This is a genomic window from Pseudomonas sp. NMI760_13, from assembly GCF_021283245.1.
Lineage (GTDB): Bacteria > Pseudomonadota > Gammaproteobacteria > Pseudomonadales > Pseudomonadaceae > Aquipseudomonas > Aquipseudomonas peradeniyensis.
In genome coordinates this window covers 139,748-160,660 of the sequence record NZ_JAJSRC010000012.1, presented here as the reverse complement: position 1 = coordinate 160,660, position 20,913 = coordinate 139,748, and the positions used below count along the sequence as shown (strand labels likewise).

Annotated in this window: 23 protein-coding genes and 1 pseudogene; 11 read left to right on the top strand and 13 right to left on the bottom strand. The window is 61.7% G+C overall.

Features of this window, described 5'->3' with window-relative positions:
• Positions 1 to 140: 140 nt before the first annotated feature.
• The 3 genes and pseudogenes from LU671_RS15035 to LU671_RS15025 form a co-directional block, all read right to left on the bottom strand.
• Complete coding sequence (locus LU671_RS15035; protein ID WP_232856059.1) at positions 141 to 1,211, bottom strand: hypothetical protein; 1,071 nt, start codon at positions 1,209 to 1,211, stop codon at positions 141 to 143.
• A 187-nt stretch (positions 1,212 to 1,398) separates the two neighbouring features.
• Positions 1,399 to 2,124 carry a hypothetical protein gene (locus LU671_RS15030; protein ID WP_232856058.1) on the bottom strand — a complete coding sequence of 242 codons (726 nt, stop codon included), beginning with the start codon at positions 2,122 to 2,124 and terminating at the stop codon, positions 1,399 to 1,401.
• A gap of 1 nt (position 2,125) precedes the next feature.
• Positions 2,126 to 2,319: pseudogene (locus tag LU671_RS15025) on the bottom strand (site-specific integrase); the annotation flags it as partial.
• 360 nt (positions 2,320 to 2,679) lie between these two features.
• On the opposite strand from LU671_RS15025, the gene LU671_RS15020 reads away from it, so the two are divergent.
• Together LU671_RS15020 and LU671_RS15015 are read left to right on the top strand one after the other, a co-directional pair.
• On the top strand, positions 2,680 to 2,925 hold the full coding sequence (locus tag LU671_RS15020) for a hypothetical protein (protein ID WP_207851539.1): 246 nt from the start codon (positions 2,680 to 2,682) through the stop codon (positions 2,923 to 2,925).
• Positions 2,926 to 3,063: 138 nt separating this feature from the next.
• The gene (locus tag LU671_RS15015) at positions 3,064 to 3,333 is read left to right on the top strand and encodes a DUF3077 domain-containing protein (RefSeq protein WP_232856072.1); all 270 of its coding nucleotides are present in this window, start codon (positions 3,064 to 3,066) and stop codon (positions 3,331 to 3,333) included.
• Positions 3,334 to 3,447: 114 nt separating this feature from the next.
• On the opposite strand, the gene LU671_RS15010 is transcribed toward LU671_RS15015, so the two are convergent.
• On the bottom strand, positions 3,448 to 3,876 hold the full coding sequence (locus LU671_RS15010) for a hypothetical protein (RefSeq protein ID WP_232856057.1): 429 nt from the start codon (positions 3,874 to 3,876) through the stop codon (positions 3,448 to 3,450).
• A 270-nt stretch (positions 3,877 to 4,146) separates the two neighbouring features.
• On the opposite strand from LU671_RS15010, the gene dusA reads away from it, so the two are divergent.
• The 3 genes from dusA (at position 4,147) to LU671_RS14995 (ending at position 8,346) form a co-directional block, all read left to right on the top strand.
• Positions 4,147 to 5,157: a tRNA dihydrouridine(20/20a) synthase DusA gene (gene dusA / locus LU671_RS15005; RefSeq protein ID WP_232856056.1), complete on the top strand. Its 1,011-nt coding sequence runs from the start codon at positions 4,147 to 4,149 to the stop codon at positions 5,155 to 5,157.
• A gap of 214 nt (positions 5,158 to 5,371) precedes the next feature.
• Positions 5,372 to 6,292 (top strand): transaldolase, encoded by a 921-nt coding sequence (gene tal, locus LU671_RS15000; protein ID WP_232856055.1) that lies wholly within the window; start codon positions 5,372 to 5,374, stop codon positions 6,290 to 6,292.
• Positions 6,293 to 6,489: 197 nt separating this feature from the next.
• Positions 6,490 to 8,346, top strand: a complete 1,857-nt coding sequence (locus LU671_RS14995; RefSeq protein WP_232856054.1) for an alkaline phosphatase D family protein — start codon at positions 6,490 to 6,492, stop codon at positions 8,344 to 8,346.
• Positions 8,347 to 8,456: 110 nt separating this feature from the next.
• On the opposite strand, the gene rssC is transcribed toward LU671_RS14995, so the two are convergent.
• Together rssC and rssB are read right to left on the bottom strand one after the other, a co-directional pair.
• Positions 8,457 to 8,939 carry an anti-sigma factor antagonist RssC gene (rssC, locus tag LU671_RS14990; protein WP_023631332.1) on the bottom strand — a complete coding sequence of 161 codons (483 nt, stop codon included), beginning with the start codon at positions 8,937 to 8,939 and terminating at the stop codon, positions 8,457 to 8,459.
• Entirely contained in the window at positions 8,936 to 10,120 is a 1,185-nt protein-coding gene (gene rssB / locus LU671_RS14985) for a two-component system response regulator RssB (protein WP_028692716.1), read from the bottom strand. The genes rssC and rssB overlap by 4 nt, the downstream gene beginning before the upstream one ends.
• Before the next feature lie 269 nt (positions 10,121 to 10,389).
• On the opposite strand from rssB, the gene LU671_RS14980 reads away from it, so the two are divergent.
• Positions 10,390 to 10,689 carry a PilZ domain-containing protein gene (locus LU671_RS14980; protein WP_050704859.1) on the top strand — a complete coding sequence of 100 codons (300 nt, stop codon included), beginning with the start codon at positions 10,390 to 10,392 and terminating at the stop codon, positions 10,687 to 10,689.
• Between the two features lie 51 nt (positions 10,690 to 10,740).
• Here the strand turns inward: LU671_RS14980 and LU671_RS14975 are convergent, their stop codons facing one another.
• Positions 10,741 to 11,448 (bottom strand): MlaA family lipoprotein, encoded by a 708-nt coding sequence (locus LU671_RS14975; RefSeq protein WP_203647442.1) that lies wholly within the window; start codon positions 11,446 to 11,448, stop codon positions 10,741 to 10,743.
• 188 nt (positions 11,449 to 11,636) lie between these two features.
• On the opposite strand from LU671_RS14975, the gene LU671_RS14970 reads away from it, so the two are divergent.
• On the top strand, positions 11,637 to 12,188 hold the full coding sequence (locus LU671_RS14970) for a phosphonoacetaldehyde phosphonohydrolase-related protein (protein ID WP_203647443.1): 552 nt from the start codon (positions 11,637 to 11,639) through the stop codon (positions 12,186 to 12,188).
• 123 nt (positions 12,189 to 12,311) lie between these two features.
• On the top strand, positions 12,312 to 12,575 hold the full coding sequence (locus tag LU671_RS14965; RefSeq protein WP_203647444.1) for a DUF4404 family protein: 264 nt from the start codon (positions 12,312 to 12,314) through the stop codon (positions 12,573 to 12,575).
• A 33-nt stretch (positions 12,576 to 12,608) separates the two neighbouring features.
• Here the strand turns inward: LU671_RS14965 and queF are convergent, their stop codons facing one another.
• Together queF and LU671_RS14955 are read right to left on the bottom strand one after the other, a co-directional pair.
• A complete protein-coding gene (gene queF / locus LU671_RS14960; RefSeq protein WP_232856053.1) occupies positions 12,609 to 13,439 on the bottom strand; it encodes an NADPH-dependent 7-cyano-7-deazaguanine reductase QueF in 831 nt (276 codons plus the stop codon).
• A gap of 68 nt (positions 13,440 to 13,507) precedes the next feature.
• A complete protein-coding gene (locus LU671_RS14955; RefSeq protein ID WP_232856052.1) occupies positions 13,508 to 14,023 on the bottom strand; it encodes a cupredoxin domain-containing protein in 516 nt (171 codons plus the stop codon).
• Positions 14,024 to 14,180: 157 nt separating this feature from the next.
• Here LU671_RS14955 and LU671_RS14950 point away from each other — a divergent pair, with 157 nt between their 5' ends.
• Entirely contained in the window at positions 14,181 to 14,861 is a 681-nt protein-coding gene (locus LU671_RS14950; protein WP_232856051.1) for a heavy metal response regulator transcription factor, read from the top strand.
• Positions 14,861 to 16,204: a heavy metal sensor histidine kinase gene (locus LU671_RS14945; protein WP_269806737.1), complete on the top strand. Its 1,344-nt coding sequence runs from the start codon at positions 14,861 to 14,863 to the stop codon at positions 16,202 to 16,204. Before LU671_RS14950 ends, LU671_RS14945 begins: the two co-directional genes overlap by 1 nt.
• Positions 16,205 to 16,336: 132 nt before the next feature.
• On the opposite strand, the gene LU671_RS14940 is transcribed toward LU671_RS14945, so the two are convergent.
• From LU671_RS14940 to LU671_RS14925, 4 genes are all read right to left on the bottom strand, one after another.
• Positions 16,337 to 16,792 (bottom strand): REP-associated tyrosine transposase, encoded by a 456-nt coding sequence (locus LU671_RS14940; RefSeq protein WP_050704852.1) that lies wholly within the window; start codon positions 16,790 to 16,792, stop codon positions 16,337 to 16,339.
• A 184-nt stretch (positions 16,793 to 16,976) separates the two neighbouring features.
• Positions 16,977 to 18,221 carry a lipoprotein-releasing ABC transporter permease subunit gene (locus LU671_RS14935; RefSeq protein WP_110738516.1) on the bottom strand — a complete coding sequence of 415 codons (1,245 nt, stop codon included), beginning with the start codon at positions 18,219 to 18,221 and terminating at the stop codon, positions 16,977 to 16,979.
• A gap of 61 nt (positions 18,222 to 18,282) precedes the next feature.
• Complete coding sequence (gene lolD, locus LU671_RS14930; protein ID WP_177330835.1) at positions 18,283 to 18,966, bottom strand: lipoprotein-releasing ABC transporter ATP-binding protein LolD; 684 nt, start codon at positions 18,964 to 18,966, stop codon at positions 18,283 to 18,285.
• 7 nt (positions 18,967 to 18,973) lie between these two features.
• Positions 18,974 to 20,224: a lipoprotein-releasing ABC transporter permease subunit gene (locus LU671_RS14925; RefSeq protein ID WP_186733461.1), complete on the bottom strand. Its 1,251-nt coding sequence runs from the start codon at positions 20,222 to 20,224 to the stop codon at positions 18,974 to 18,976.
• Between the two features lie 93 nt (positions 20,225 to 20,317).
• On the opposite strand from LU671_RS14925, the gene LU671_RS14920 reads away from it, so the two are divergent.
• Complete coding sequence (locus tag LU671_RS14920) at positions 20,318 to 20,902, top strand: PilZ domain-containing protein (RefSeq protein WP_232856050.1); 585 nt, start codon at positions 20,318 to 20,320, stop codon at positions 20,900 to 20,902.
• Positions 20,903 to 20,913: the final 11 nt, after the last annotated feature.

Here is a 20,913-nt window from a genome sequence, read left to right as displayed (position 1 = left end):
GCACACCTCAAATACATAGCTGAGGGCTCTGCCCATCTTGGGTTAGGTGGGGTTCATGGAGCGCTTACTAAGCTACTCCATGCTATGTGTTTTGAAGGGCGCTCGGAACGCGATTTCAAGTAAGTGACGCGAATGGTTTGTTATGAGTTTTTTACGCTTTTGATTAAATTACCTATTTGCTCAAGCCCATCAAAAGTGCTAGGCAGCTTTTCAGGGTCAGAGAGAATTCCACTGAATATTAGGCTTTCAAATTTCTCCAATGCCCCGGAGTCTTGCTTTTTGATTTCCGTGGAGTAACCAGCGTAGCTTTGAATAAATTGGCAAAGTGTCTGCCTTAATTCAAGCTGCATGATTTGACCCTTTACAGACTTATGATTAATCAAAATTATTCTGAAGAAGTAAATTAAAATCAACTCAATAGAGATCAATGGTATCAATATGATTAAATGATTGGCGGCGAAAGACTTTCCGTCGTAAATTTCACTTGTGGCAAATATGATTTCAGCAATTAGAGGGAGCAAGATTAGAGATCCCATTCCTAATAAGGACCAAAATAACCAGCGTGACTCTTTGATTTTTTTCTCGGAAAGCTCAGAAAATCCTTTGTATAATCCGACAAAATTAAATCCAATTTTATATTCGTCGAGCTTATCTTTCAGTGCATCTGCTATGGCCTTTTTTTGTTCGATTTCCTCATCCCACTTGGCTTTAAGGTTTTCAGCCTCAATTTTCCTCTGCTCGAAGTCCCTGAAGACGCCAACATTTGCGTCATTAATGAATTCCTTGGCTATATTGGCTGGCATTATGTATGCCGCGTAAATTATTTGAGATCTAACGTCCTCGTCCATTTCAGCATTGTCATGCTCAATTTTATTCTTGATCGACCGCAGTTCCATGCTAAGCTCTTTACCGGAGCCTACTAGGAAGTCGAACTCACATAGAAATCTATATGACATTGAATAGATAGAGTCAATATCTGTTAGCTTTTGATGGTCGAAATTGCTTAGCACTCGAAGATATTGTTCGCCTATATACTTGATGTTGAAGGTGCAGCGTTGATCCCATCCATCTGGCTTTTTGTAGATATATCCGATTATCTCTCGTGATATGGACAGCCTTGCGGCTCTTGCTTCGTTATCAGTATTGGCAATTCCGGACTTACGTAAAAACTCACCCAGAACCTTGTTATTGTCTTCTTTTTCGAAAAACATTGCTGCTCCATTTTTGCGAATGACTCACAACTACTAGCGATTGTTAAGGTGTGTGGGATAACACTCCCTGTCGCCCCTAATTTCTTGCGTGGCTTTGAGGAAGTCGCTACAAGTGCGACAACGCTACCTAATTTACGGTTTGGTTGTCCATCGTCAGTTCGACCTCCCTAGGTGCCCGCAACTGCACCTACTGCCCCGGTTCCGTCCTTATCAAATGCTCAGGATCTATTTTTTCCGCATACACTTCATGCAAGGTTTCTAAAACCAACCTACCGAAGCCAGTCACTTCATAGGAAACCTTGATAAAAGAATCAACTCGACTAGGATCAAGCATCATAGTTTGACGAGTGGAATTTTCAATCTTCCTCTTGCACACCCTAACGCTAACCAATACATCCCCAAGTGAATCCTCAAACGTATGAGGATTTTTATAACCATGCATGAAGTGAAACAAATCGATATTATAAACCTTATCGAACACCCTACTCATGTCAGTAAAGGTTGACTTATCGATATCCTGCCTTACCAAGCGTTTGAATGCGCCGGCCAGCATCAAAGCTTTCTGCTCGTTTTCCAAACGATCTATTAGCTCTATTAAATCCGTTACGAATTCTTCTGATTGCTCTGAGCTTTCAAATGACTCATCGAAATCCTTGAGTTCCTCCGAAGAAAGATCGGAAACTTCAGAATAGAATTTTTCAACTCGCTTAAGAAATCTTCTACGCTTAAACCTACTTCTAAACTCCAAGACCCCCATCAAACTTCCAACAACCGGAACATCCTTTAACGCCTCTGAACCCACAAAAGCATCAACGGCCATTTCCACATAATCTGCAGCAGGCATAGATTCAATAAAAGATCGCACCACGCCTTTAGACCGATCTGACTTCCCCTCGATTCCTTTCTTAGTCATTTCACTCTCCACCGACTCTCGCACCCAACGTGACATGCGATGCTAAAATTTTGCTGGTCCAAGCCCACCCTTTATACTGATCGCCACGTCCGCGCAAGTGGGCATAACGACTCAACGAGTTCCAGTCACGGTGACCGGAGACACTCGAAACCCTCGGGCATCCCAGTCCATCTCAAACAGCCGGCTCAAGCTCTCCCCAGAAATCAAGCTCAGCTGCAGAGCGAACCAGCCTGAAAATAGTCGATTCAAGCCGCCAACAATCAGATTTTGCCCCTTCCTTGTAGTCCATTTCCCAAACATACTCCTGCCGCGTTTTTTCCGTTGCGACCTCTTGGGCAGAGCTCTAGTCTCGGGCTGTCGTTGAATATCAACGACACAGCTTTGACAGGCTGTGACGAATAATCGTGTATGGCTTGCCGTTTATGGCGGCTGTATGTGCGGGCACGCTTGCGTGCGCCGGAATTTTACGATTTTCGCCGGTCTGTCAACCCACGTACAGCTGCCACCCTTCTGTTTGACAGCAGGCAGGTGACCGCATCATGGAGAAAAATCGTGATGTTGAAGATCGTCCCCGACCCACCCCACAACCACCACTCCCTCGAAGACACCCTCATCCAGGCCACCGAATACGCCCTGTGCGCGCAAAGCGTGGCGCATCAGGCCGTTCTGCTGCAGCCCAAGTCACCCGCCTCAATTCTGATGCTGGCTTCCATGCATGAGATGGAGGCACTGCGCGTGTTGCTGGAGTCGGCATTGATCCAGGTACAGATGCCGAACGCGCAGCCGCGTCCGTTGCACTAGATCACAAGGTATGTGGCGCCTGAGTTGACGTCATCGCGGGGCAAGCCCGCTCCCACGCCATTGCGTACCGACGTGGGAGCGGGCTTGCCCCGCGATAGCGATAGACCAGGCAGCGGAACAATTCAGGGAGATTCAATGATGACCACAGACACCACCACGCCCCACACTACCGTGGGCAAGACCAAGTTCTACCAGGGCGAAGGCCAGACCGACCCGCTGTTTTTCATCGAACCCGGGATCCCTTGCCAGCATGCACGGGATCAGGCCTCGGAACTGATGGGCTGCGTGCGCGACCTGACCATCAGCGGGATCATGGAGGAGAAGCCGCAGATGCTTTGGGCGGCGTATTACCTGAGCGCATTGGCCAAGGCGCTGATGGATGATGCGGAGTTGGGGATGGGGCACTAAGTGCAACTCTGTCAGCTTAGTGCAAACACTTTGGAGAAAGGCCGTTACAGACCGATTGATAGGGTCTGTAACGGCCAGTGATACTTAACGTTTCTAGAGCGCCTCTACGCTCAATTAGCCCCACTTACGATGCCGATTAGCAAAAGCAACAACGTGTGTGTTGTGAGGCTCGATCGTGAAAGTCGTACGGTGAATATACTGGCGCCCAGTGGCACGGCTGACGGCCATGGAACTGATCTCGGCCGTCCCGTCCACATTCAGTGTCAGATTGAGGAACGTATCGCTCGAGATCACATCGTGGGGCATCTGACCGTCAGCCACGACCACAACCAGCTCACGATCCTCGGAAGGCGTGACACCGTTCGTGATCTTGTGGATGAACAGTTCCAGCTCCGCATCCGGCATCTCCCGCTGACCAGACTCCCATACCTCCCAAGTACGCTTCGCGACATGCACCATCTGCGCAGCCTCGGCAGTAGTTGCCCCGAACACCATGCGCGCCTTGCGCGCCAGCGCGCCTTTATTTTCGAATGCCTCGCTCATGGCACTGACCTCCCTTATGGATCCATGCCTACGGACCAATTCCGAAGGCGAAACGAATAGTCGCACAACACATCAATCGTCGCAATAGCGACGCCTAAAGACAAGTGCGACGATTCGTACACCTCAGAATGTTCGACTGCCTCTCCATCAGATTGGTAATGACACTCCGGACGAAAGCCCTCGCGCTTGGTAGACTATGGACACTTCATGCCGAGTGGCACCACCGACACCAGCTACCGGCCCGCCAGTTTTCGCGAATCAAATCCCCAGATGCCCCAAGAATCCGCCTCAAGCCTCCTGACCTTGCGCCCCGAGCCATCTCGCCGCTTCTCCGTAGCGCCCATGATGGACTGGACAGATAGACACTGTAGATTCTTCCTGCGCCTGCTCTCCCAGCACGCCCTGCTCTACACCGAAATGGTCACCACCGGCGCCCTGCTGCACAACGACGCCCAGCGTTTCCTGCGCCATGACCAATCCGAGCACCCGCTGGCCCTGCAGTTGGGCGGCAGCGTGCCGGCGGACCTGGCCGCCTGCGCGCGCCTGGCCGAGGAGGCCGGCTATGACGAGGTCAACCTCAACGTCGGCTGCCCCAGCGACCGGGTGCAGAACAACATGATCGGCGCCTGCCTGATGGGCCATCCGGCGCTGGTGGCCAATTGCGTCAAGGCCATGCAGGACGCGGTCGGCATTCCGGTCACGGTCAAGCACCGCATCGGCATCAACGGCCGCGACAGCTACGCCGAGCTGTGCGACTTCGTCGGCCAGGTGCGCGACGCCGGGTGCCGCAGCTTCACCGTGCATGCGCGCATCGCCATCCTCGAAGGCCTGTCGCCCAAGGAGAACCGCGAGATCCCGCCGCTGCGCTATGACGTGGCGGCGCAGCTGAAGGCCGACTTCCCGGATCTGGAGCTGGTGCTCAACGGCGGCATCAAGACCCTCGACGAGTGCCGCACGCATCTGCAGACCTTCGATGGCGTGATGCTCGGGCGCGAGGCGTACCACAACCCGTACCTGCTGGCCGAGGTCGACCAGCAGCTGTTCGGCAGCGCGGCGCCGGTGGTCAGCCGGGCCGATGCGATGGAAAAGCTGCGTCCGTATATCGTCGGGCACATACAAAGCGGCGGCGCGATGCATCACATCACCCGGCATATCCTCGGGCTCGGCCAGGGCTTCCCGGGGGCGCGGCGCTTCCGGCAGTTGCTGTCGGCGGACATTCACAAGACCAGCGAACCGCTGAAGGTGCTGGACCAGGCCGCCGAGCTGTTGCAGGGGCGTTGAGGGAACCTGGGGCGGGGTTGGGACTCGAAGGGTTAGCCTTTTACCGCGGCCCTGGCGTTGGCCGGGGCTGCTTTGCAGCCCTTCGCGGGGCAAGCCCGCTCCTACACATGGGAGCGCGCTGCTTCGAAGGGTTTCCCGATACGCCTGCGACGGGCCTTGAGTGGCTGTCGGGGCTCGGGTAATGTCGAGTCATTGCACAGGACAGAGCACGCCCATGACCTCCAAGCTGGAACAACTCAAGCAGTTCACCACCGTCGTCGCCGACACCGGCGACCTGGACGCCATCACCCGCCTCAAGCCGGTCGACGCCACCACCAACCCTTCGCTGCTGCTCAAGGCCGCCGCCATCCCGGGTTACGCCGACCTGCTCAAGCAGGTCAAGGCCGATGCCAAGGGCAATGTCGACCTGGCCTGCGATAAATTCGCCGTGTCGGTGGGCTCGGGCATTCTCAAGGTCATTCCGGGGCGCATCTCCACCGAGGTGGACGCGCGACTGTCGTTCGACGAGCCGGCGCTGCTGAAAAAGGCCCGTCAGCTGATCGAGCTGTACGAAGCAGCCGGTGTGCCGAAAGACCGCGTGCTGATCAAGCTGGCCTCCACCTGGGAAGGCATCCGCGCCGCCGAGAAGCTGGAGAAGGAAGGCATCCAAACCAACCTCACCCTGCTGTTCTCCTTCGCCCAGGCCCAGGCCTGCGCCGATGCCGGGGTGTTCCTGATCTCGCCGTTCGTGGGGCGCATCTACGACTGGTACAAGAAAAGCACCGGCAAGGAATACGTCGGCGCCGAGGATCCGGGCGTGCAGTCGGTCACCCGCATCTACGACTACTACAAGAGCAACGGCTACGACACCGTGGTCATGGGCGCGAGCTTCCGCAACATCGGCCAGATCGAGCAACTGGCCGGCTGCGACCGCCTGACCATCAGCCCCGAACTGCTGCAGCAACTGTCGGACGACCAGGGCGAACTGCCACGCCTGCTCAAGCCGGGCAATGCCGGCGAAGCCAAGCAGCAGTTGAACGAAAGCCAGTTCCGCTGGGCGATGAACGAAGACGCCATGGCCACCGAGAAGCTGGCCGAAGGCATCCGCCAGTTCGCCCGCGACCAGGAAAAGCTGGAAGCGCTGATGGCTGGCTGACAAAGCCTGATACATCTTCGGCTTGATCGACGGGCGGTTAATGCAGAGCATTTCCCGCCCGTTTTCGTTGGGGTGGCCGATGACGCCATCGCGGGGCAAGCCCGCTCCCACAATGAAAACACCGCATCCCCCATTCCCTGTGGGAGCGGGCTTGCCCCGCGATAGGGCCATCAGCATCACACGAACCTGAGCCATCCATGCCCGCCACCGCTTCGCTCCCCCTCGTCCTCGCCGGCCCCATCCTCCGCCGCCTGGAACCGCAACGCCTGGCCATCTGGCTGGTCGGCTCGCAACCGCTGCAACCCGAATTCCTCCTCGACCAGGCCGGCATCGGCGTCACCACGCGCTGCGAGGTGATCGCGGTCGGTGTGCACGCCTTCATCCATCTGCTGGACATCCACTTCGACCACCCACTGCCCAGCAACGTGGCGCTCGACTACGACCTGCGCCTGGCCAACGGCCAGGGCATCGCCGACTGGGCCCCGCACCTGCTCTACCCCGGCGCCAGCCGCCCGAGCTTCGTGCTGCGCGAGCGCCTCGACCAGTTGCTCCACGGCTCCTGCCGCAAGCCCCATCACCCGGCCGCCGACGGTCTGCTGTGCGCCGACCGCCTGCTTGCCGCCGATCCGCGCCCAGAAGAGCGCCCCGCCGTGCTGCTGATGAGCGGCGATCAGGTCTATGCCGACGATGTCGCCGGCCCCATGCTGCGCGCCATCCACGAACTGATCGAACACCTGGGTCTGTTCGACGAGGCGCTCGATGGCGCCCTGGTCGACAGCGGCGCCGCGCTCTATCGCCACCCGGCCTGCTACTACCACCGCGCCGACCTGCTGCCAGCCCAGGAAGGCAACGAGACCCTGCGCGAACGCTTCTTCGGCGGCAAGCGCAAGCCGATCTTTTCGTCCAGCAACGCCGACAACCACCTGGTGACCTTCGCCGAGGTCATGGCCATGTACCTGCTGGTCTGGTCGCCGCTGCCGTGGACGCTGGTGCGGATGGACATGCCAGAGGGCCTGACCGACCAGCGCCAGGCCCGTTATCAGCGCGAACTGCCGCTGATCGAGGCCTTCCGCGACGGCCTCGGCCAGGTAGCGCGGGTGCTGGCCCACCTGCCCTGCCTGATGATCTTCGACGACCACGACATCACCGACGACTGGAACCTGTCGGCGCAATGGGAACAGACCGCCTACGGCCACCCGTTCTCGCGGCGCATCATCGGCAACGCCCTGCTCGGCTATCTGCTGTGCCAGGGCTGGGGCAACGACCCGGACGGTTGCGCGGCGCTGGTCGGGCAATGCCGGCAACTGAACGAGGCCCGGGACGAGCTGATCGGCGAGCTGCTGCGCTTCCAGGGCTGGCAGTACGCGCTGCTCAGCGATCCACCGCTGCTGGTGCTGGACACCCGCACCCGCCGCTGGCGCAGCGAAAGCAGCCTGGGCAAGCCTTCCGGCCTGCTCGATTGGGAGGCGCTGAGCGAACTGCAGCAGGCGCTGCTCGACCATCCTTCGGCGATCATCGTCTCGCCGGCGCCGATCTTCGGGGTCAAGCTGATCGAGACCGTGCAGCGGGTGTTCAGCGCCCTGGGCTACCCGCTGCTGGTGGATGCGGAGAACTGGATGGCCCATCGCGGCGCGGCGCAGGTGATCCTCAACATCTTCCGCCATTCGCGCACGCCGGGGCACTACGTGGTGCTGTCGGGCGACGTGCACTACTCGTTCGTCTACGAAGTGCTGATCCGCCACCGCCAGCGCAGCCCGCACCTGTGGCAGGTGACCAGCAGCGGGATCAAGAACGAGTTTCCCCGGCGCCTGCTGGATGTGCTCGACCGGCTCAACCGCTGGCTGTACTCGCCGCGCTCGCCGCTCAACTGGTTTACCAAGCGCCGGGAAATGGAGGTGGTGCCGCGGACGCCCAGCCGTAGCAAGGCCGGGGAGCGGTTGTGGAACAGCGCGGGGTTGGGGCAGGTGTTCTTCGATGGCCAGGGGCGGCCGGAGCGGGTGTTGCAGCTCAATGCCGATGGCACGGCGGCGACCGAATTCATCAGGCGGGATTGAATAGACGCTTGATACCGCGCCGGCTTCTTCGCGGGTAAACCCGCTCCCACAGGCACCGTATGCTCTGTGGGAGCGGGTTTACCCGCGAAGAAGCCGGCGCAGCACTTGAATCAGGACCGCTCGAGCGCGCTCACCAGGTCATGGAAGGCTTCACGGTTGGAGTCGTTCAAGCCCATGAGGATCTTGTGCGCCTCCAGCACCTTGGAACGCACCACGCTCTCGTCCTGGTCCTGGGACGGCAGGTCGGTCAGGCACTCCGGGCACGGCACCGGGCGGTCGACGATGTTGAACACCTGGTCGAAGCCCATGGACTGCAGCAGGCGGGAAATGTCCGGGTTGGTGGTGACCACGGTCGGCAGCAGGCCGACTTTCTGCCGGGACAGGATCGACAGCTTGGCCAGCAGGCCGAGGGTGGTGCTGTCGATGCTCTCGGTTTCGGTCAGGTCGATGACGATGGCCGAGAAGTTCAGCGCGGTGAAGATCTTCTCGATCGTCGCATCCAGCGCCGAACACAGGGTCAGGCGCACTTCACCGACAAATTTCAGAACGAAGGTCCCGCTTTGTTCGGCGAACTGGATTCTACCAGTACTCATTCAAGGTTCCTGCTCAACACCAATAGGGCGATATCATCCGGCATCTCCCCAAGCGTAGCCAATTCGAATCGTTGGCGCAGCCCCTCCAGGCTACCACCCGCCGCCTTGACGATTTCCGGCAAGGCCGCTTCCTTATCTTTGAGTGTGTCCCCGGGCAAAAGGTCCAGAATGCCATCGGACATCAGGGTGAGGCTGAACTGCGGTGGCAGCTCCAGCACCTGGTCCTGGTAACTGGCCTCGTCGAACAACCCCACCGGCAGGCCGCGGCCTTCCAGGTAGCGGGCCTGGCCCGGGGTGTACAGCACCGGCAGCGGCAAGTGGCCGCCGACGCTGTAGGTGAGCAGGCCGGTGTCCTCGTCGATGACGCCACCGACCATGGTCACATGCTTGCCCAGCTTGCAGTTGATCAGCCCGCGGTTGATGTGGCTGAGCACCTGTGAAGGCTTGAACTCGCGCATCTTGCCGCCACGCTTGAATTCGAACAGCAGGCGCGTGGTCATGAACTTGAGCAGCACCGTGACGAATGCCGACGAGGCACCGTGGCCGGAGACGTCCGCCAGGTAGAAGGCGATGCGCCGGTCATCCACGCGGAAGTAGTCGGCGAAATCGCCCGACAGGTACAGCGACGGGATGATCTGGTGCTCAAAGGCGAACTCGCCGGCCACCCAGGGGTTTTCCGGGAGCATGTTCATCTGCACCTGGCGACCGGCGGTCTGGTCCTCCTGCAGCAGGTGCAGGCTGGCCTCCAGCTCGCGGTTGGCGGCTTCGAGCTTCTCCCGGTAGCGCTGGTTTTCCAGCACCAGGCGCGAGCGGTCGAGGGCGCGGCGCACCGAGTGCTCGAGCACGGCCAGGTCTTCCAGGGGCTTGATCAGGTAGTCCGCTGCGCCCAGGCGCAGGGCTTCGACCGCGTCGCTCATGACGCCGGCACCGGACACCACGATCACCGGCAACTGCGGCGCGCGCTCGCTGATCCGGCGGATCAGTTCGAGGCCGCCCATCTGCGGCATGCGCAGATCGCAGATCACGAGGTCGGGCTGGTGTGCTTCGAAGACCTGGAGGCCCTGCTGGCCGTTGCCGGCCTGGAGGACGCTGAAGCCGCTGTCTTCCAGATAGGCGGCGAGACTGGCACGGACCACCTCGTCGTCATCGATGATCAGCAGCGTTGCACTGGGTTTCTGCATGTGGGCGAACGGCGCCAGATTTGGGTTGGCGTAGCGGCTGTGAAGGACCGACAGACGGCTACTGGAATGCTCTCTAGCCACTCTCTATTTGAGTTGTAGGACAAGAAGACTGGTCCGGCAAATAGCGAGGTGCCCTGTAAGGCGCTGACGGTACTCCCATCCGCCTGGCGTTTCAAGCATGGCAAGGAAGACTTCCGCGCACTTTACAGGGCAAATCACCCGGCGTTATAAGAAAGCACATCGGCGCAACCTGACGAAAGGATGCAAGCATGTCCCAGCCTCCCGTGGATTACAGCGAAAAACGCGATTTCATACGCATGCGCATTGAAACCGAGGTCAGCCTGCTGCACGCCGGCCAGGTGATCAGCGCCGTGTGCATCGACCTCTCCAGCAGCGGCATGCAGGTCCAGGCACCGCAGCGTTTCAAGGTGGGCGACCAGCTCGAGGTGCGCATCGACTCCGACCACGCCGCCCTCGCCGGCTTGCACGCCAGCACCGAAGTGGTGTGGATCGCCGACCAGCCCGGCGGCGCGCAGAAATTCGGCCTGCGCATCCTGGCCATGCATTGAACTGTTACGAAAAAGGCGACCCGAAGGTCGCCTTTTGCGTGAGCCGGTCGATCAGAAGTCGTCTTCGACCTGGCCGTCCTTGACCTTGAACTCGCGGTTCTGCAGGTAGGCGTTGCGCAGGAAGATGTACTTGTCGCCCTGGATCAGTTTCTCTGCCGACAGCAGGCTGGCGCGGGTGTCGATCACGTCCACTGCCATGAGCGAGTTGCGAGTCGGCACATGGTCGATGTAGCGGTAGGGTTCGGTGTAGGTGTCCGGGTACTTGGCCAGGCCGTCACGCACGGTGCTCGGGCCAAGGAACGGAATGACCACGTACGGCCCGCTGGGCACGCCCCAGTAGCCGAGGGTCTGGCCGAAGTCCTCGTCGTTGCGCTGCAGGCCCATCTTGGTGCCGACATCGAAGAAGCCGCCCAGGCCGAAGGTGGTGTTGACGATCAGCCGCGCCGTGTCGACACCCGCCGCATGGGGCTTGAGCTGCAGCACATTGTTGGCCAGGTTGGTAACGTCGCCCAGATTGCGGAAGACGTTATGGATGCCATCCTCGAGGAACTGCGGGGTGACGAACTGGTAACCCTGGGCCAGCGGCTTGAGGGCATAGGTGTCGAGGACATCGTTGAACCTGAAGATCGGTCGGTTGACCGACTCCCACGGGTCCTCCTCGGTGGCCGCCTGGGTGGCTGCCACGGGCGCCAGCAGCAAGCTGGCGCAGACACAGGCCTGGGTGACTCGCTCGATCACTCCGGCACCGATCCTACGCATAGATGTTTCTCCATCGGATTTCACGGCGGCAACGGCCTTTGGCGCGCTGCCCGATAGGGCGCAAGTATACTGGCTTGCTGGCTGAGCGGTAGTTTTACATATCTCTGTCAAGATTTTGTGAACAACTGTAGTCGTCATCCCTTGGTCACAATCGCCGGGTAGCTTGCGGGGTATTTAGGGACGTTGCCATGCAAGACGCACCCGCCTTCACCGCCGTGCTGTTCGGACTGCGCGGCTGTCTGGTCCAGGCAACCGACGGCGGCACCCTGCCCGCCCCCGGTGCCCTGGACTCCCTTCACCACCTGCGCTCACAGGCCGTGCCGTGCATCTGGCTCGACGAACTCAGCGTCGCCCAGGGCAAGCGCCTGAGCAGCGTGCTGCCCGACTGGCTGCCAGGCCACTTGGTCAATGGCTGCAAGTGGCCGGCGCCCAACGCCTGCTGGCAGGCGCTGATGAGCCTCGACAGCCAGCGCCTGGACGGCTGCGTGCTGGTCAGCGGCGAGCCGCGGCTGTTGCAGGCTGGGCTCAACGCCGGCCTGTGGACAGTGGGCCTGGCGGCCTGCGACCTGGGCTCCAGCCAATGGCAGGCCATGACCCGGCAGGAACAGGAGCGCACCCGTGGCAAGGCCACCCTGGCGCTGTTCGGGCTGGGCGTGCACTCGGTGATCGATCACCTGGAATCCCTCGACACGTGCCTGGCGGACATCGCCCAGCGCCGGCACAAGGGCGAGAAACCCTGATACATCCCCGTTGATGCGGGTCATGCAAAGCTGCGGCAGGTGGATTACGCTAGAAGGCAGGCCAGAACCTTTGCCGCTTCGCCGAGGTCCATGGTTTGCCAAGCCATTGATGGAGAACGAACAATGCCTGCCCGCGAACTGCAAGAGCGCCTTAATAGCCTGCGCGAGCAACTGGATCGCAATGTGCCGCTTTCGGAAGAAGAGCTGGCCAGTCTGCATGAGGAGGCGAGGCAGATCGAAGCCCAGCTCAAGCTTGAAGAAGCCACGCCCGACAACAACCTCGTCGATGGCGTGAACCTCGCCATCGAACGCTTCGAAGCCGATCACCCCGACCTCACGGCGACCCTGCGCAGCATCGTCAACTCGCTGCACAGCATGGGGATCTGAACCGAATGGGGCCGCAAACGCGGCCCCATTACATTACTGACGCACCAGTCGCAGATTCTGCGGGCTGATCGCCCCGGTGCTGCGGTACGGGTTGATATCCAGCCCGCCACGACGCACATACCGCGCATACACCGTCAGGTGCTCAGGCTTGAGCAGGTTTTTCAGGTCCAGGTAGATCCGCTCCACGCATTGTTCGTGGAAGTCGGCATGCTGGCGGAAGCTGATCAGGTAGGTCAGCAGGCTGGCATGATCCAGCGCCTGGCCCTTGTACTCCACCACCACGCTACCCCAGTCCGGCTGGCCGGTGACCGGGCAGTTGGATTTGAGCAGGTGGCTGTGCACCGTCTCTTCCACCACGCGCTCCGACGCGCAACGCAGCAGCTCCGGTTGCGGCTGCTCGTAGTTGCTGATGTTCACATCCAGCGCATCGATGCACAGGCCCGGCAGCGCGGTCACGCCCTGCCCCTCGACCTCGGCCAGGGTGCTGACCTTGACCGCGACCGGCTTGCCGGCTGCGGCGGACAGGTCCTGCACCAGGCACGCCTGCAACGCCTCCACCGACTCGAACACCGTCTGGTTCAGCGAGTTGAGGTACAGCTTGAAGGACTTGGACTCGATGATGTTCGGCGAATCGCACGGGATGGCGAACTCACCGATGGCCACCACCGGCTTGCCCGAAGGCAGCAGCCAGGACAGCTCGAAGCAGTTCCAGAAGTCCACGCCCTGCCACGGCAGCGCATCGCCGCTCACACCCAGCTCGGCCCATTTGGCCAGGCGGGGAATCGGGAACAGCAGCGAGGGGGTGTAGGTGGCGATGTATTCGCTGGACTTGCCCAGCGGGGAGTGTTCGGCGGCGGGATGCATGGAAACTGACCTGAAGGTTCGAAATTGCCCCTAGTCTACCGGTTTTGCACCCCGCCTTGGAGCCGTTGTCACTCGATGGTCAGCGGGCCGACCATGCCTGCCTGATAGTGGCCCGGCACGTTGCAGGCGAACTCGATGGGCGCCGACTTGCGGAAGGTCCAGGTCAGCTCGGCGCGCTGGCCGGGCTGCACCAGCACGGTATTGCCGCCGTCATGGCCGTGGCCAGCGCCCATCTGGCCGTGATCCATCTGGCCATGGTCCATGCCTTCGTGGTTCATGCCGGCGGTGAACATCTTGCCCTGCATGGCGATCATTTCCTTCTGGTGCTCGGCATGCATGGCCTTGTCGCCCAGGTTGAACTCGTGGGGCAGCTTGCCTTGGTTGACCAGCACGAAGCGCACGGTCTCGCCGGCCTTGACCTTGATGTTCTTGGGTTCGAAGGCGATGTCCTTGAGCACCACCTCGACGGTGCGGGTGGCCTTGGCCGCCTCGGCCGGCTCGCCGAAGGCGAAGGGTTTGCCGCTGTCGGCGAAGCTCGGCAGGCTGACCAGTGCGAGGGCGGCGGCGATGAACAGGTGTTTCATGGGTGACTCCGGGTCGTTCTGGGAGAATGAGGCCATTCTCGAAAAGGCTGGCTGGCAGCTGGCTGACGGGAAGATTACAACTTTGTCAGCTTGGGCAGGCCGCCGGATCGTCACGTATCATTTCGGCATCACGTTGGCCCTAACCGTTGGTAAACACATGAAACTGCTGATCGTCGAAGACCAGGCCAAGACCGGCCAGTACCTGAGCCAGGGCCTGAGCGAAGCCGGCTTCGCCACTGAGCTGGCCAACGACGGCGACACCGGCCAGCACCTGGCCCTGACCGGCGACCACGACCTGCTGATCCTCGATGTGATGCTGCCGGGGCGCAACGGCTGGCAGATCCTCCAGGCCGTGCGCCAGGCCGGGCTGGACACGCCGGTGCTGTTCCTCACCGCCCGCGATGCCGTCGAGGACCGTGTCCACGGCCTGGAGCTGGGTGCCGACGACTACCTGGTCAAGCCGTTCGCCTTCTCCGAGCTGCTGGCCCGGGTGCGCAGCCTGCTGCGCCGAGGCGCCAGCGCCAGCCAGGACACCTGCCTGAGCCTGGCCGACCTGCGCCTTGACCTGATCCGCCGCCGCGCCGAGCGGGCCGGCCAGCGCGTCGACCTGACCGCCAAGGAATTCGCCCTGCTCGAACTGCTGCTGCGCCGCCAGGGCGAGGTGCTGCCCAAGTCGCTGATCGCCTCGCAGGTGTGGGACATGAACTTCGACAGCGACACCAACGTCATCGAGGTGGCCATCCGCCGCCTGCGCCTGAAGATCGACGACCTTCACACCACCAAGCTGATCCATACCGTGCGCGGCATGGGCTACGTGCTCGAGGAGCGCCAGGACTGATGCGCCGCCTGTCCCTCGGCAGCCGCCTGGCGCTGCTGTTCGCCGCCTGCACCGCCAGTGTTTCGCTGGGCGCCGGCCTGCTGTTCAGCCGCGCCAGCGAGCAGCACTTCGTCGAGCTCGACCAGCAGCTGCTCAGCGGCCGTCTGTCGCTGATGCGCAGCCTGCTTGACGGCGTCACCAGTTCCGAGCAACTGGCCACGCGCCTGCCGGGGCTGCTCAACGAGTTGAGCCATCAGTCCGACCTGGCCTTGCGCGTGCGCGCGGTCGACGGCACCACCTGGTTCGCCAGCCGCAGCGACCTGCCGGACGCCCCGAATCAGCCCGGCCTGGCCACCCTGCATACCCAGGGCATCGACTACCGCGGGCTGAGCCTGCCGCTGGACGAAACCCGGCCCGCCTCGCCGCAGCTGACCCTGTTCCTCGACATCACCCATCACCAGCACTTCCTGCAAGGCATGCAGCGCCTGATCTGGCTCACGGTCGGCCTCAGCGCGCTGGTCACCGCGCTGCTGGGTGCCTGGGCCGTGCGCCGTGGCCTGAAGCCGCTGCGGCGGATGGGCAAGGTCGCCGCCAGCGTCAACGCGCGCTCACTGACCACCCGCCTGCCGGTCGCCGAAATGCCCGAGGAGCTGGCCGAGCTGGCCGGCACGGTCAACGCCATGCTGCAGCGCCTGGACGACGCCTTCCAGCGCCTGTCGGCATTCTCCGCCGATATCGCCCACGAATTGCGCACACCACTGTCCAACCTGCTGACCCATACCCAGGTCACCCTCACCCGCCCGCGCAGCCTCGAGGACTACCGCGAGGCCCTGCATGGCAATCTCGAGGAACTGCAGTGGATGGCCCAGCTGGTCAACGACATGCTCTACCTGGCCAAGGCCGACCACGGCCTGCTGATGCCCAATAGCCAGGCGCTGGACCTGGCGACCGAGATCGATGCGCTGCTGGAGTATTACGCGCCGCTGGCCGAGGAAGCCGAGGTCAGGCTGTCACGCGAGGGTCAGGCGCATGTCGAAGGCGACCGGCACATGCTGCGCCGGGCCTTGTCGAACCTGCTGGACAACGCCCTGCGCTTTACCCCGGCGGGTGGCGAGATCCGTGTGAGCCTTGCGCCGGGGTTGCGCATCGAGGTGGCCAACAGTGGGCCGGCGATCGCCCCGCAACTGCTGGAGCGGCTGTTCGACCGTTTCTATCGGGCAGACCCGGCGCGCCAGGAGGGCAGCAGCGAGCATGCGGGACTGGGGCTGGCCATCACCCGCTCGATCGTGCAGGCCCACGGCGGGAAGATTCGGGCGGAGTGCGAAGGTGGGTGGACGCGGTTCGTGATCGAGTTGCCTGCGTAGCCCTCATCGCGGGGCAAGCCCGCTCCCACGCCATATTATGATGGCTGGAAATATGAGGTCTGCCGTGGGAGCCAGATTATGATGCCTGGAAACAGGAGGTCTGGCGTGGGAGCGGGCTTGCCCCGCGATGGACTATAGCCAGATAGCATCCCAATGAGGATAATCCCCAAGCCGCCTGACCAAACCTGCCCTCAAGGGATTAGCCACCACATACCTGGCAAATTCGCGAAGATCTTCCTCCCGCCTCAGCGCCCTGTCGTGATAGCCCGGCTGCCATAATGGTCCTTTCAGTTTTCCAAGCTTGAACAGCGAACATCGGCTGCGCGACTTGAATCGCCGCATAATCGTAGCGAGCGTGTCATCTCCCAACTTGATCAGCCAGTGAAAGTGATCAGGCATGACCACCCATGCGAGGCTGCACAAAGACCCCTCCTGCTCAGCCTGATTGAAATGGAAAGGCAAGCAACGAGCAGCCTGGAAATCTTCAAAAAATGGAAAGCGGTCCCTGGTCGTGCTGGTCAGCAAGTAGACCCGGCTAGGCTCGGAACACCTGCCGTGGCGCAGGCGGTGGGAAGCGGGACGATCCATGTCGATCTCCTTGAAGTAAAATTCTCAAGGTAGATGGCCAATGCAATCGACAGCGAAGGGAAGCGGTACCGGATGTTTCATGGTTCGTGTACGAGCATCGCGGGGCAAGCCCGCTCCCACGCCAGACCTCATACTTGCAGGCATCAAAGACCGGCGTGGGAGCGGGCTTGCCCCGCGATAGCGCTTACTCGTAACGCAACGCCATCGCCGGCTCGATCTGCGAGGCGCGGTACGCAGGGTAGATGGTCGCCAGGAAGCTCATCACCAGCCCGGCCACGCAGATGATCGCCACGTCGCCCCACTGCAGTTCCGACGGCAGGCTGCTGATGAAGTAGATGTCGGAGGTGAAGATGTGCTGCCCGCTGACCCGCTCGACCCAGCCGACCACCGCACTGACATTCAGCGCCAGGATCACCCCGAGCACGCCGCCGATCAGCGTGCCGACGATGCCGATCAGACTGCCCTGGACCATGAACGTGCCCATGATCTGCGCCGGCGTCGCGCCGATGGTGCGCAGGATGGCGATATCCGCGCCCTTGTCGTTCACCACCATCACCAGGGTGGCGATGATGTTGAAGGCGGCCACGGCGATGATCATCATCAGCAGCAGGCCGATCATGGTCTTTTCCATCTTCATCGCGCTGAACAGGCTGCCCTGGGTGTGCGACCAGTCATCGGCGCGGTAGCCGTCGCCCAGCCCCGCAGCGATGGCCTTGGACACCTGCGGCGCGGCGTACAGGTCGTGCAGTTTCAGGCGCACGCCCTGCACCTGGCCCGGCGCCCAGCGCTGCATCTCGCCGGCGTCGGCGACATGGATATAGGCCTGGGAGCCATCCAGCTCGGCGCCGACCTTGAAGATGCCGACCACGGTCAGGCGCTGCATGCGCGGGGTGATGCCGCCTGGCTCCTTGCTGATTTCCGGAACGATCAGGGTCAGCTTGTCGCCGGTGTTCAGGCGAAAACGCCGGGCGGTCAATTCACCGATCACCACGCCGTACTCACCGGGCACCAGCGCCTGCAGGCTGCCCTGGACAATATGCTGGGTGACAATGGAGACCTTGCCCTCCTCGGCCGGGTCGATGCCGGCAACCTGGATCGGCTGCATCGCCCCCTTGTACGAGAGCATGCCCTCCATCTCGGTGATCGGCGCCGCGGCCATCACCGCCGGGTTGCCTTCGGCGGCGCTGGCGACCTTGCGCCAGTCATCCAGCGGTTGCGCGCCAAGGATCGCGGCATGGGGCACCAGGCCCAACACGCGCGAACTCATCTCGCGCTGGAAACCGTTCATCACCGACAGCACCGTGATCATCGCCAGCACGCCAAGCGACAGCCCGATCATCGAGGTCATGGAAATGAACGAGATGAAGTGGTTGCGACGCTTGGCACGGGTGTAGCGAGCACCGATGAACAAGGACAAGGGTCTGAACATGAACAGGGATACCCAATCTAAGTGTGAACCGGGACGCCTCGGGGCGCCCCGCGCAGGCGATTCAGATCGCCACCAGGCGCCCGTCTTCCAGGCTCAGCACGCGGTCCATCTGGCGCGCCAGGTTGAGGTCGTGGGTCACCACCAGGAAGGCGGTCTGCGAATGCGTGGACAGCTCTCGCATCAGTTCCTGGATACCCATGGCCGTGTGGTGGTCGAGGTTGCCGGTGGGCTCGTCGAGCATCACCAGGCCCGGGCGGTTGACCAGGGCGCGGGCGATCGCCACGCGCTGGCGCTCGCCACCGGACAATTCGGCCGGCTTGTGATTCAACCGGTGCCCCAGGCCGACGCGCTTGAGCAGCGCCTCGGCACGCTCGCGGGCCTCGGCGATCGGTGTCTTGCCGATCAGCAGCGGCATGCAGGCGTTTTCCAGGGCGGTGAACTCCGCCAGCAGGTGGTGGAACTGGTAGACGAAGCCCAGGGCGCGGTTGCGCAGCAGGCCACGGGCCCGCTCACCCAGCGCCGACAGCTCCTCGCCGGCCAACCAGACGCTGCCCTGGGTCGGCGTGTCGAGGCCGCCGAGCAGGTTGAGCAAGGTACTCTTGCCCGAGCCCGAGCTGCCGACGATGGCCACCCGCTCGCCCGGGTGCAGCTCGAGGTTCAACCCCGACAGGACCTGAACCGACTCCGGGCCTTCCTCGTAGCTCTTGCCCAGGTTGCGGCAGCTCAACACGGCTTTATCACTCATGCGCGACTCACTCATAACGTAGCGCCTCTGCCGGCTGGGTGCGCGAGGCGCGCCAGGCCGGATACAGGGTGGCGAAGAAACTCAGGACCAGCGCCGCGCCACAGACCATATACACGTCCTGGGCCTGGATCTGCGATGGCAGGTAATCGATGAAGTACACGTCGGCATTGAGGAACTTGTGCCCGATCAGGGTCTCGATGCCGGCGATGGCCGCGCTCACGTTGAGCGCGCCGAGGATGCCCAGCACCGCGCCGATCAGCGTGCCGACCACGCCGATCACCGTGCCCTGGACCATGAAGATGGCCATGATCTGCCCGGGCGTGGCGCCCAGGGTGCGCAGGATGGCGATGTCGCCGCGCTTGTCGTTGACCACCATCACCAAGGTGGAAATGATGTTGAACGCCGCCACCGCGACGATCAGCAGCAACAGCAGGCCGATCATGGATTTCTCCATGCGGATCGCCTGGTACAGGTTGCCGTGGGTGCGGGTCCAGTCACGCGGGTAGAACTCCTGCTCGCCCAGCTGCTGGGCGATGGCCCAGGCGGCTCGCGGGGCCTGGAACAGGTCGTCGAACTTCAGGCGCACGCCCTGGACCTGGTCGGCCTTCCAGCGGTGCAGGCGCGACAGGTCGGCGATGTTGGTCAGGCCCAGGTAGCCGTCGATCTCGCCGGCGCCGACATGGAAGGTGCCGACCACGGTGAAGCGCTTCATGCGCGGGAACATCCCCGCCGGGGTGACGCTGACCTCGGGGGCGACGAAGGTCAGCTTGTCGCCGATGCCCACGCCCAGCTTCTGCGCGGCCTTGTCGCCGATCATGATGCCCCACTCGCCCGGCGCCAGCTTGTCGAGGCTGCCGTCGAGGACGAACTTGTCGATGATCGACACCTCGCGCTCGCGGGCCGGGTCGATGCCGTTGAGCAGCACCTTCTGCACCTTGCCTTCATGGGTCAGCAGGCCCTGCATCTGGGTGAACGGCGCGACCGCCAGCACCTGCGGATTCTGCTTTACTTTAGAAGCGAGGGCCTGCCAGTCGTCAATCGGCTGGCCGGTCTCCAGCGTGGCGTGGGGGATCATCCCCAGCACACGGGTACGCATCTCGTGGTCGAACCCGTTCATCACCGAGAGCACCACGATCATCACCACCACGCCCAGGGCGAGGCCGATCATCGAGGTGAGCGAAATGAACGAGACGAAGTGATTGCGGCGCTTGGCACGGGTGTAGCGCGTACCAATGAATACGAATAGAGGTCTGAACATGTCGGGGCTTGTTCGGATGAAAGGGAACGTCCTTGTGGCGAGGCGCCTGCGGCGGCTTTACACTCGGACCACCGCCGTAACCTTGGGTTCGCCATGACGACATTAGACGAAGAAGATCGCCGCGAATACTACCGCATCGAAGATCGGATCGCACTTCAAATCAACCCCCTCAGCGCGGCCGAAGCCCTTGAGACAGAACTGTTGCAGGATGATTCAGAGCTGTTCAACCTGCTCAGCGAGCTGCACCTTTCGGACTTCGAATCGCAGCACCTGCTGCGCCAGTTGAGCGAGAAGGACCGTACCCTGGCCGCCTTCCTGCGCGCCCAGAACAAACGCCTCGACCTGCTCAGCGCGGTGGTCGCCCAGAGCCTGATCGGCGAGATCGGCGAGCCGCAACCGGTGATCATCTCCGAAGGCGGCATCGAGTTCGCCCAGGCGCAGAAGATCGCCCCGGGCACCCGGGTCAAGGTAAAGATGGTGCTGATGCCCCGCGCCCATGGCCTGCTGCTGCGCGGCCGGGTCACCCACTGCGACCCGCGCCCGGATGGCGACTACGAGGTAGGCACCGAGTTCATCGACATGACCGACGCCCAGCGCCAGCTGCTGGCCCGCTACATCCTGCAGCGCCAGCAACAGCAACGCCGCCAGGCGCTGGAACAGAACGACCCCGCTTCCTGAAGCCCTTTTCT

What these genes read in the sequence shown, in the direction of transcription:
- LU671_RS15035 (WP_232856059.1), bottom strand. Translation starts at nt 1,211, where the DNA reads ATGTTTTTCGAAAAAGAAGACAATAACAAGGTTCTGGGTGAGTTTTTA.
- LU671_RS15030 (WP_232856058.1), bottom strand. Translation starts at nt 2,124, where the DNA reads ATGACTAAGAAAGGAATCGAGGGGAAGTCAGATCGGTCTAAAGGCGTG.
- LU671_RS15020 (WP_207851539.1), top strand. Translation starts at nt 2,680, where the DNA reads ATGTTGAAGATCGTCCCCGACCCACCCCACAACCACCACTCCCTCGAA.
- LU671_RS15015 (WP_232856072.1), top strand. Translation starts at nt 3,064, where the DNA reads ATGACCACAGACACCACCACGCCCCACACTACCGTGGGCAAGACCAAG.
- LU671_RS15010 (WP_232856057.1), bottom strand. Translation starts at nt 3,876, where the DNA reads ATGAGCGAGGCATTCGAAAATAAAGGCGCGCTGGCGCGCAAGGCGCGC.
- dusA (WP_232856056.1), top strand. Translation starts at nt 4,147, where the DNA reads ATGCCCCAAGAATCCGCCTCAAGCCTCCTGACCTTGCGCCCCGAGCCA.
- tal (WP_232856055.1), top strand. Translation starts at nt 5,372, where the DNA reads ATGACCTCCAAGCTGGAACAACTCAAGCAGTTCACCACCGTCGTCGCC.
- LU671_RS14995 (WP_232856054.1), top strand. Translation starts at nt 6,490, where the DNA reads ATGCCCGCCACCGCTTCGCTCCCCCTCGTCCTCGCCGGCCCCATCCTC.
- rssC (WP_023631332.1), bottom strand. Translation starts at nt 8,939, where the DNA reads ATGAGTACTGGTAGAATCCAGTTCGCCGAACAAAGCGGGACCTTCGTT.
- rssB (WP_028692716.1), bottom strand. Translation starts at nt 10,120, where the DNA reads ATGCAGAAACCCAGTGCAACGCTGCTGATCATCGATGACGACGAGGTG.
- LU671_RS14980 (WP_050704859.1), top strand. Translation starts at nt 10,390, where the DNA reads ATGTCCCAGCCTCCCGTGGATTACAGCGAAAAACGCGATTTCATACGC.
- LU671_RS14975 (WP_203647442.1), bottom strand. Translation starts at nt 11,448, where the DNA reads ATGCGTAGGATCGGTGCCGGAGTGATCGAGCGAGTCACCCAGGCCTGT.
- LU671_RS14970 (WP_203647443.1), top strand. Translation starts at nt 11,637, where the DNA reads ATGCAAGACGCACCCGCCTTCACCGCCGTGCTGTTCGGACTGCGCGGC.
- LU671_RS14965 (WP_203647444.1), top strand. Translation starts at nt 12,312, where the DNA reads ATGCCTGCCCGCGAACTGCAAGAGCGCCTTAATAGCCTGCGCGAGCAA.
- queF (WP_232856053.1), bottom strand. Translation starts at nt 13,439, where the DNA reads ATGCATCCCGCCGCCGAACACTCCCCGCTGGGCAAGTCCAGCGAATAC.
- LU671_RS14955 (WP_232856052.1), bottom strand. Translation starts at nt 14,023, where the DNA reads ATGAAACACCTGTTCATCGCCGCCGCCCTCGCACTGGTCAGCCTGCCG.
- LU671_RS14950 (WP_232856051.1), top strand. Translation starts at nt 14,181, where the DNA reads ATGAAACTGCTGATCGTCGAAGACCAGGCCAAGACCGGCCAGTACCTG.
- LU671_RS14945 (WP_269806737.1), top strand. Translation starts at nt 14,861, where the DNA reads ATGCGCCGCCTGTCCCTCGGCAGCCGCCTGGCGCTGCTGTTCGCCGCC.
- LU671_RS14940 (WP_050704852.1), bottom strand. Translation starts at nt 16,792, where the DNA reads ATGGATCGTCCCGCTTCCCACCGCCTGCGCCACGGCAGGTGTTCCGAG.
- LU671_RS14935 (WP_110738516.1), bottom strand. Translation starts at nt 18,221, where the DNA reads ATGTTCAGACCCTTGTCCTTGTTCATCGGTGCTCGCTACACCCGTGCC.
- lolD (WP_177330835.1), bottom strand. Translation starts at nt 18,966, where the DNA reads ATGAGTGATAAAGCCGTGTTGAGCTGCCGCAACCTGGGCAAGAGCTAC.
- LU671_RS14925 (WP_186733461.1), bottom strand. Translation starts at nt 20,224, where the DNA reads ATGTTCAGACCTCTATTCGTATTCATTGGTACGCGCTACACCCGTGCC.
- LU671_RS14920 (WP_232856050.1), top strand. Translation starts at nt 20,318, where the DNA reads ATGACGACATTAGACGAAGAAGATCGCCGCGAATACTACCGCATCGAA.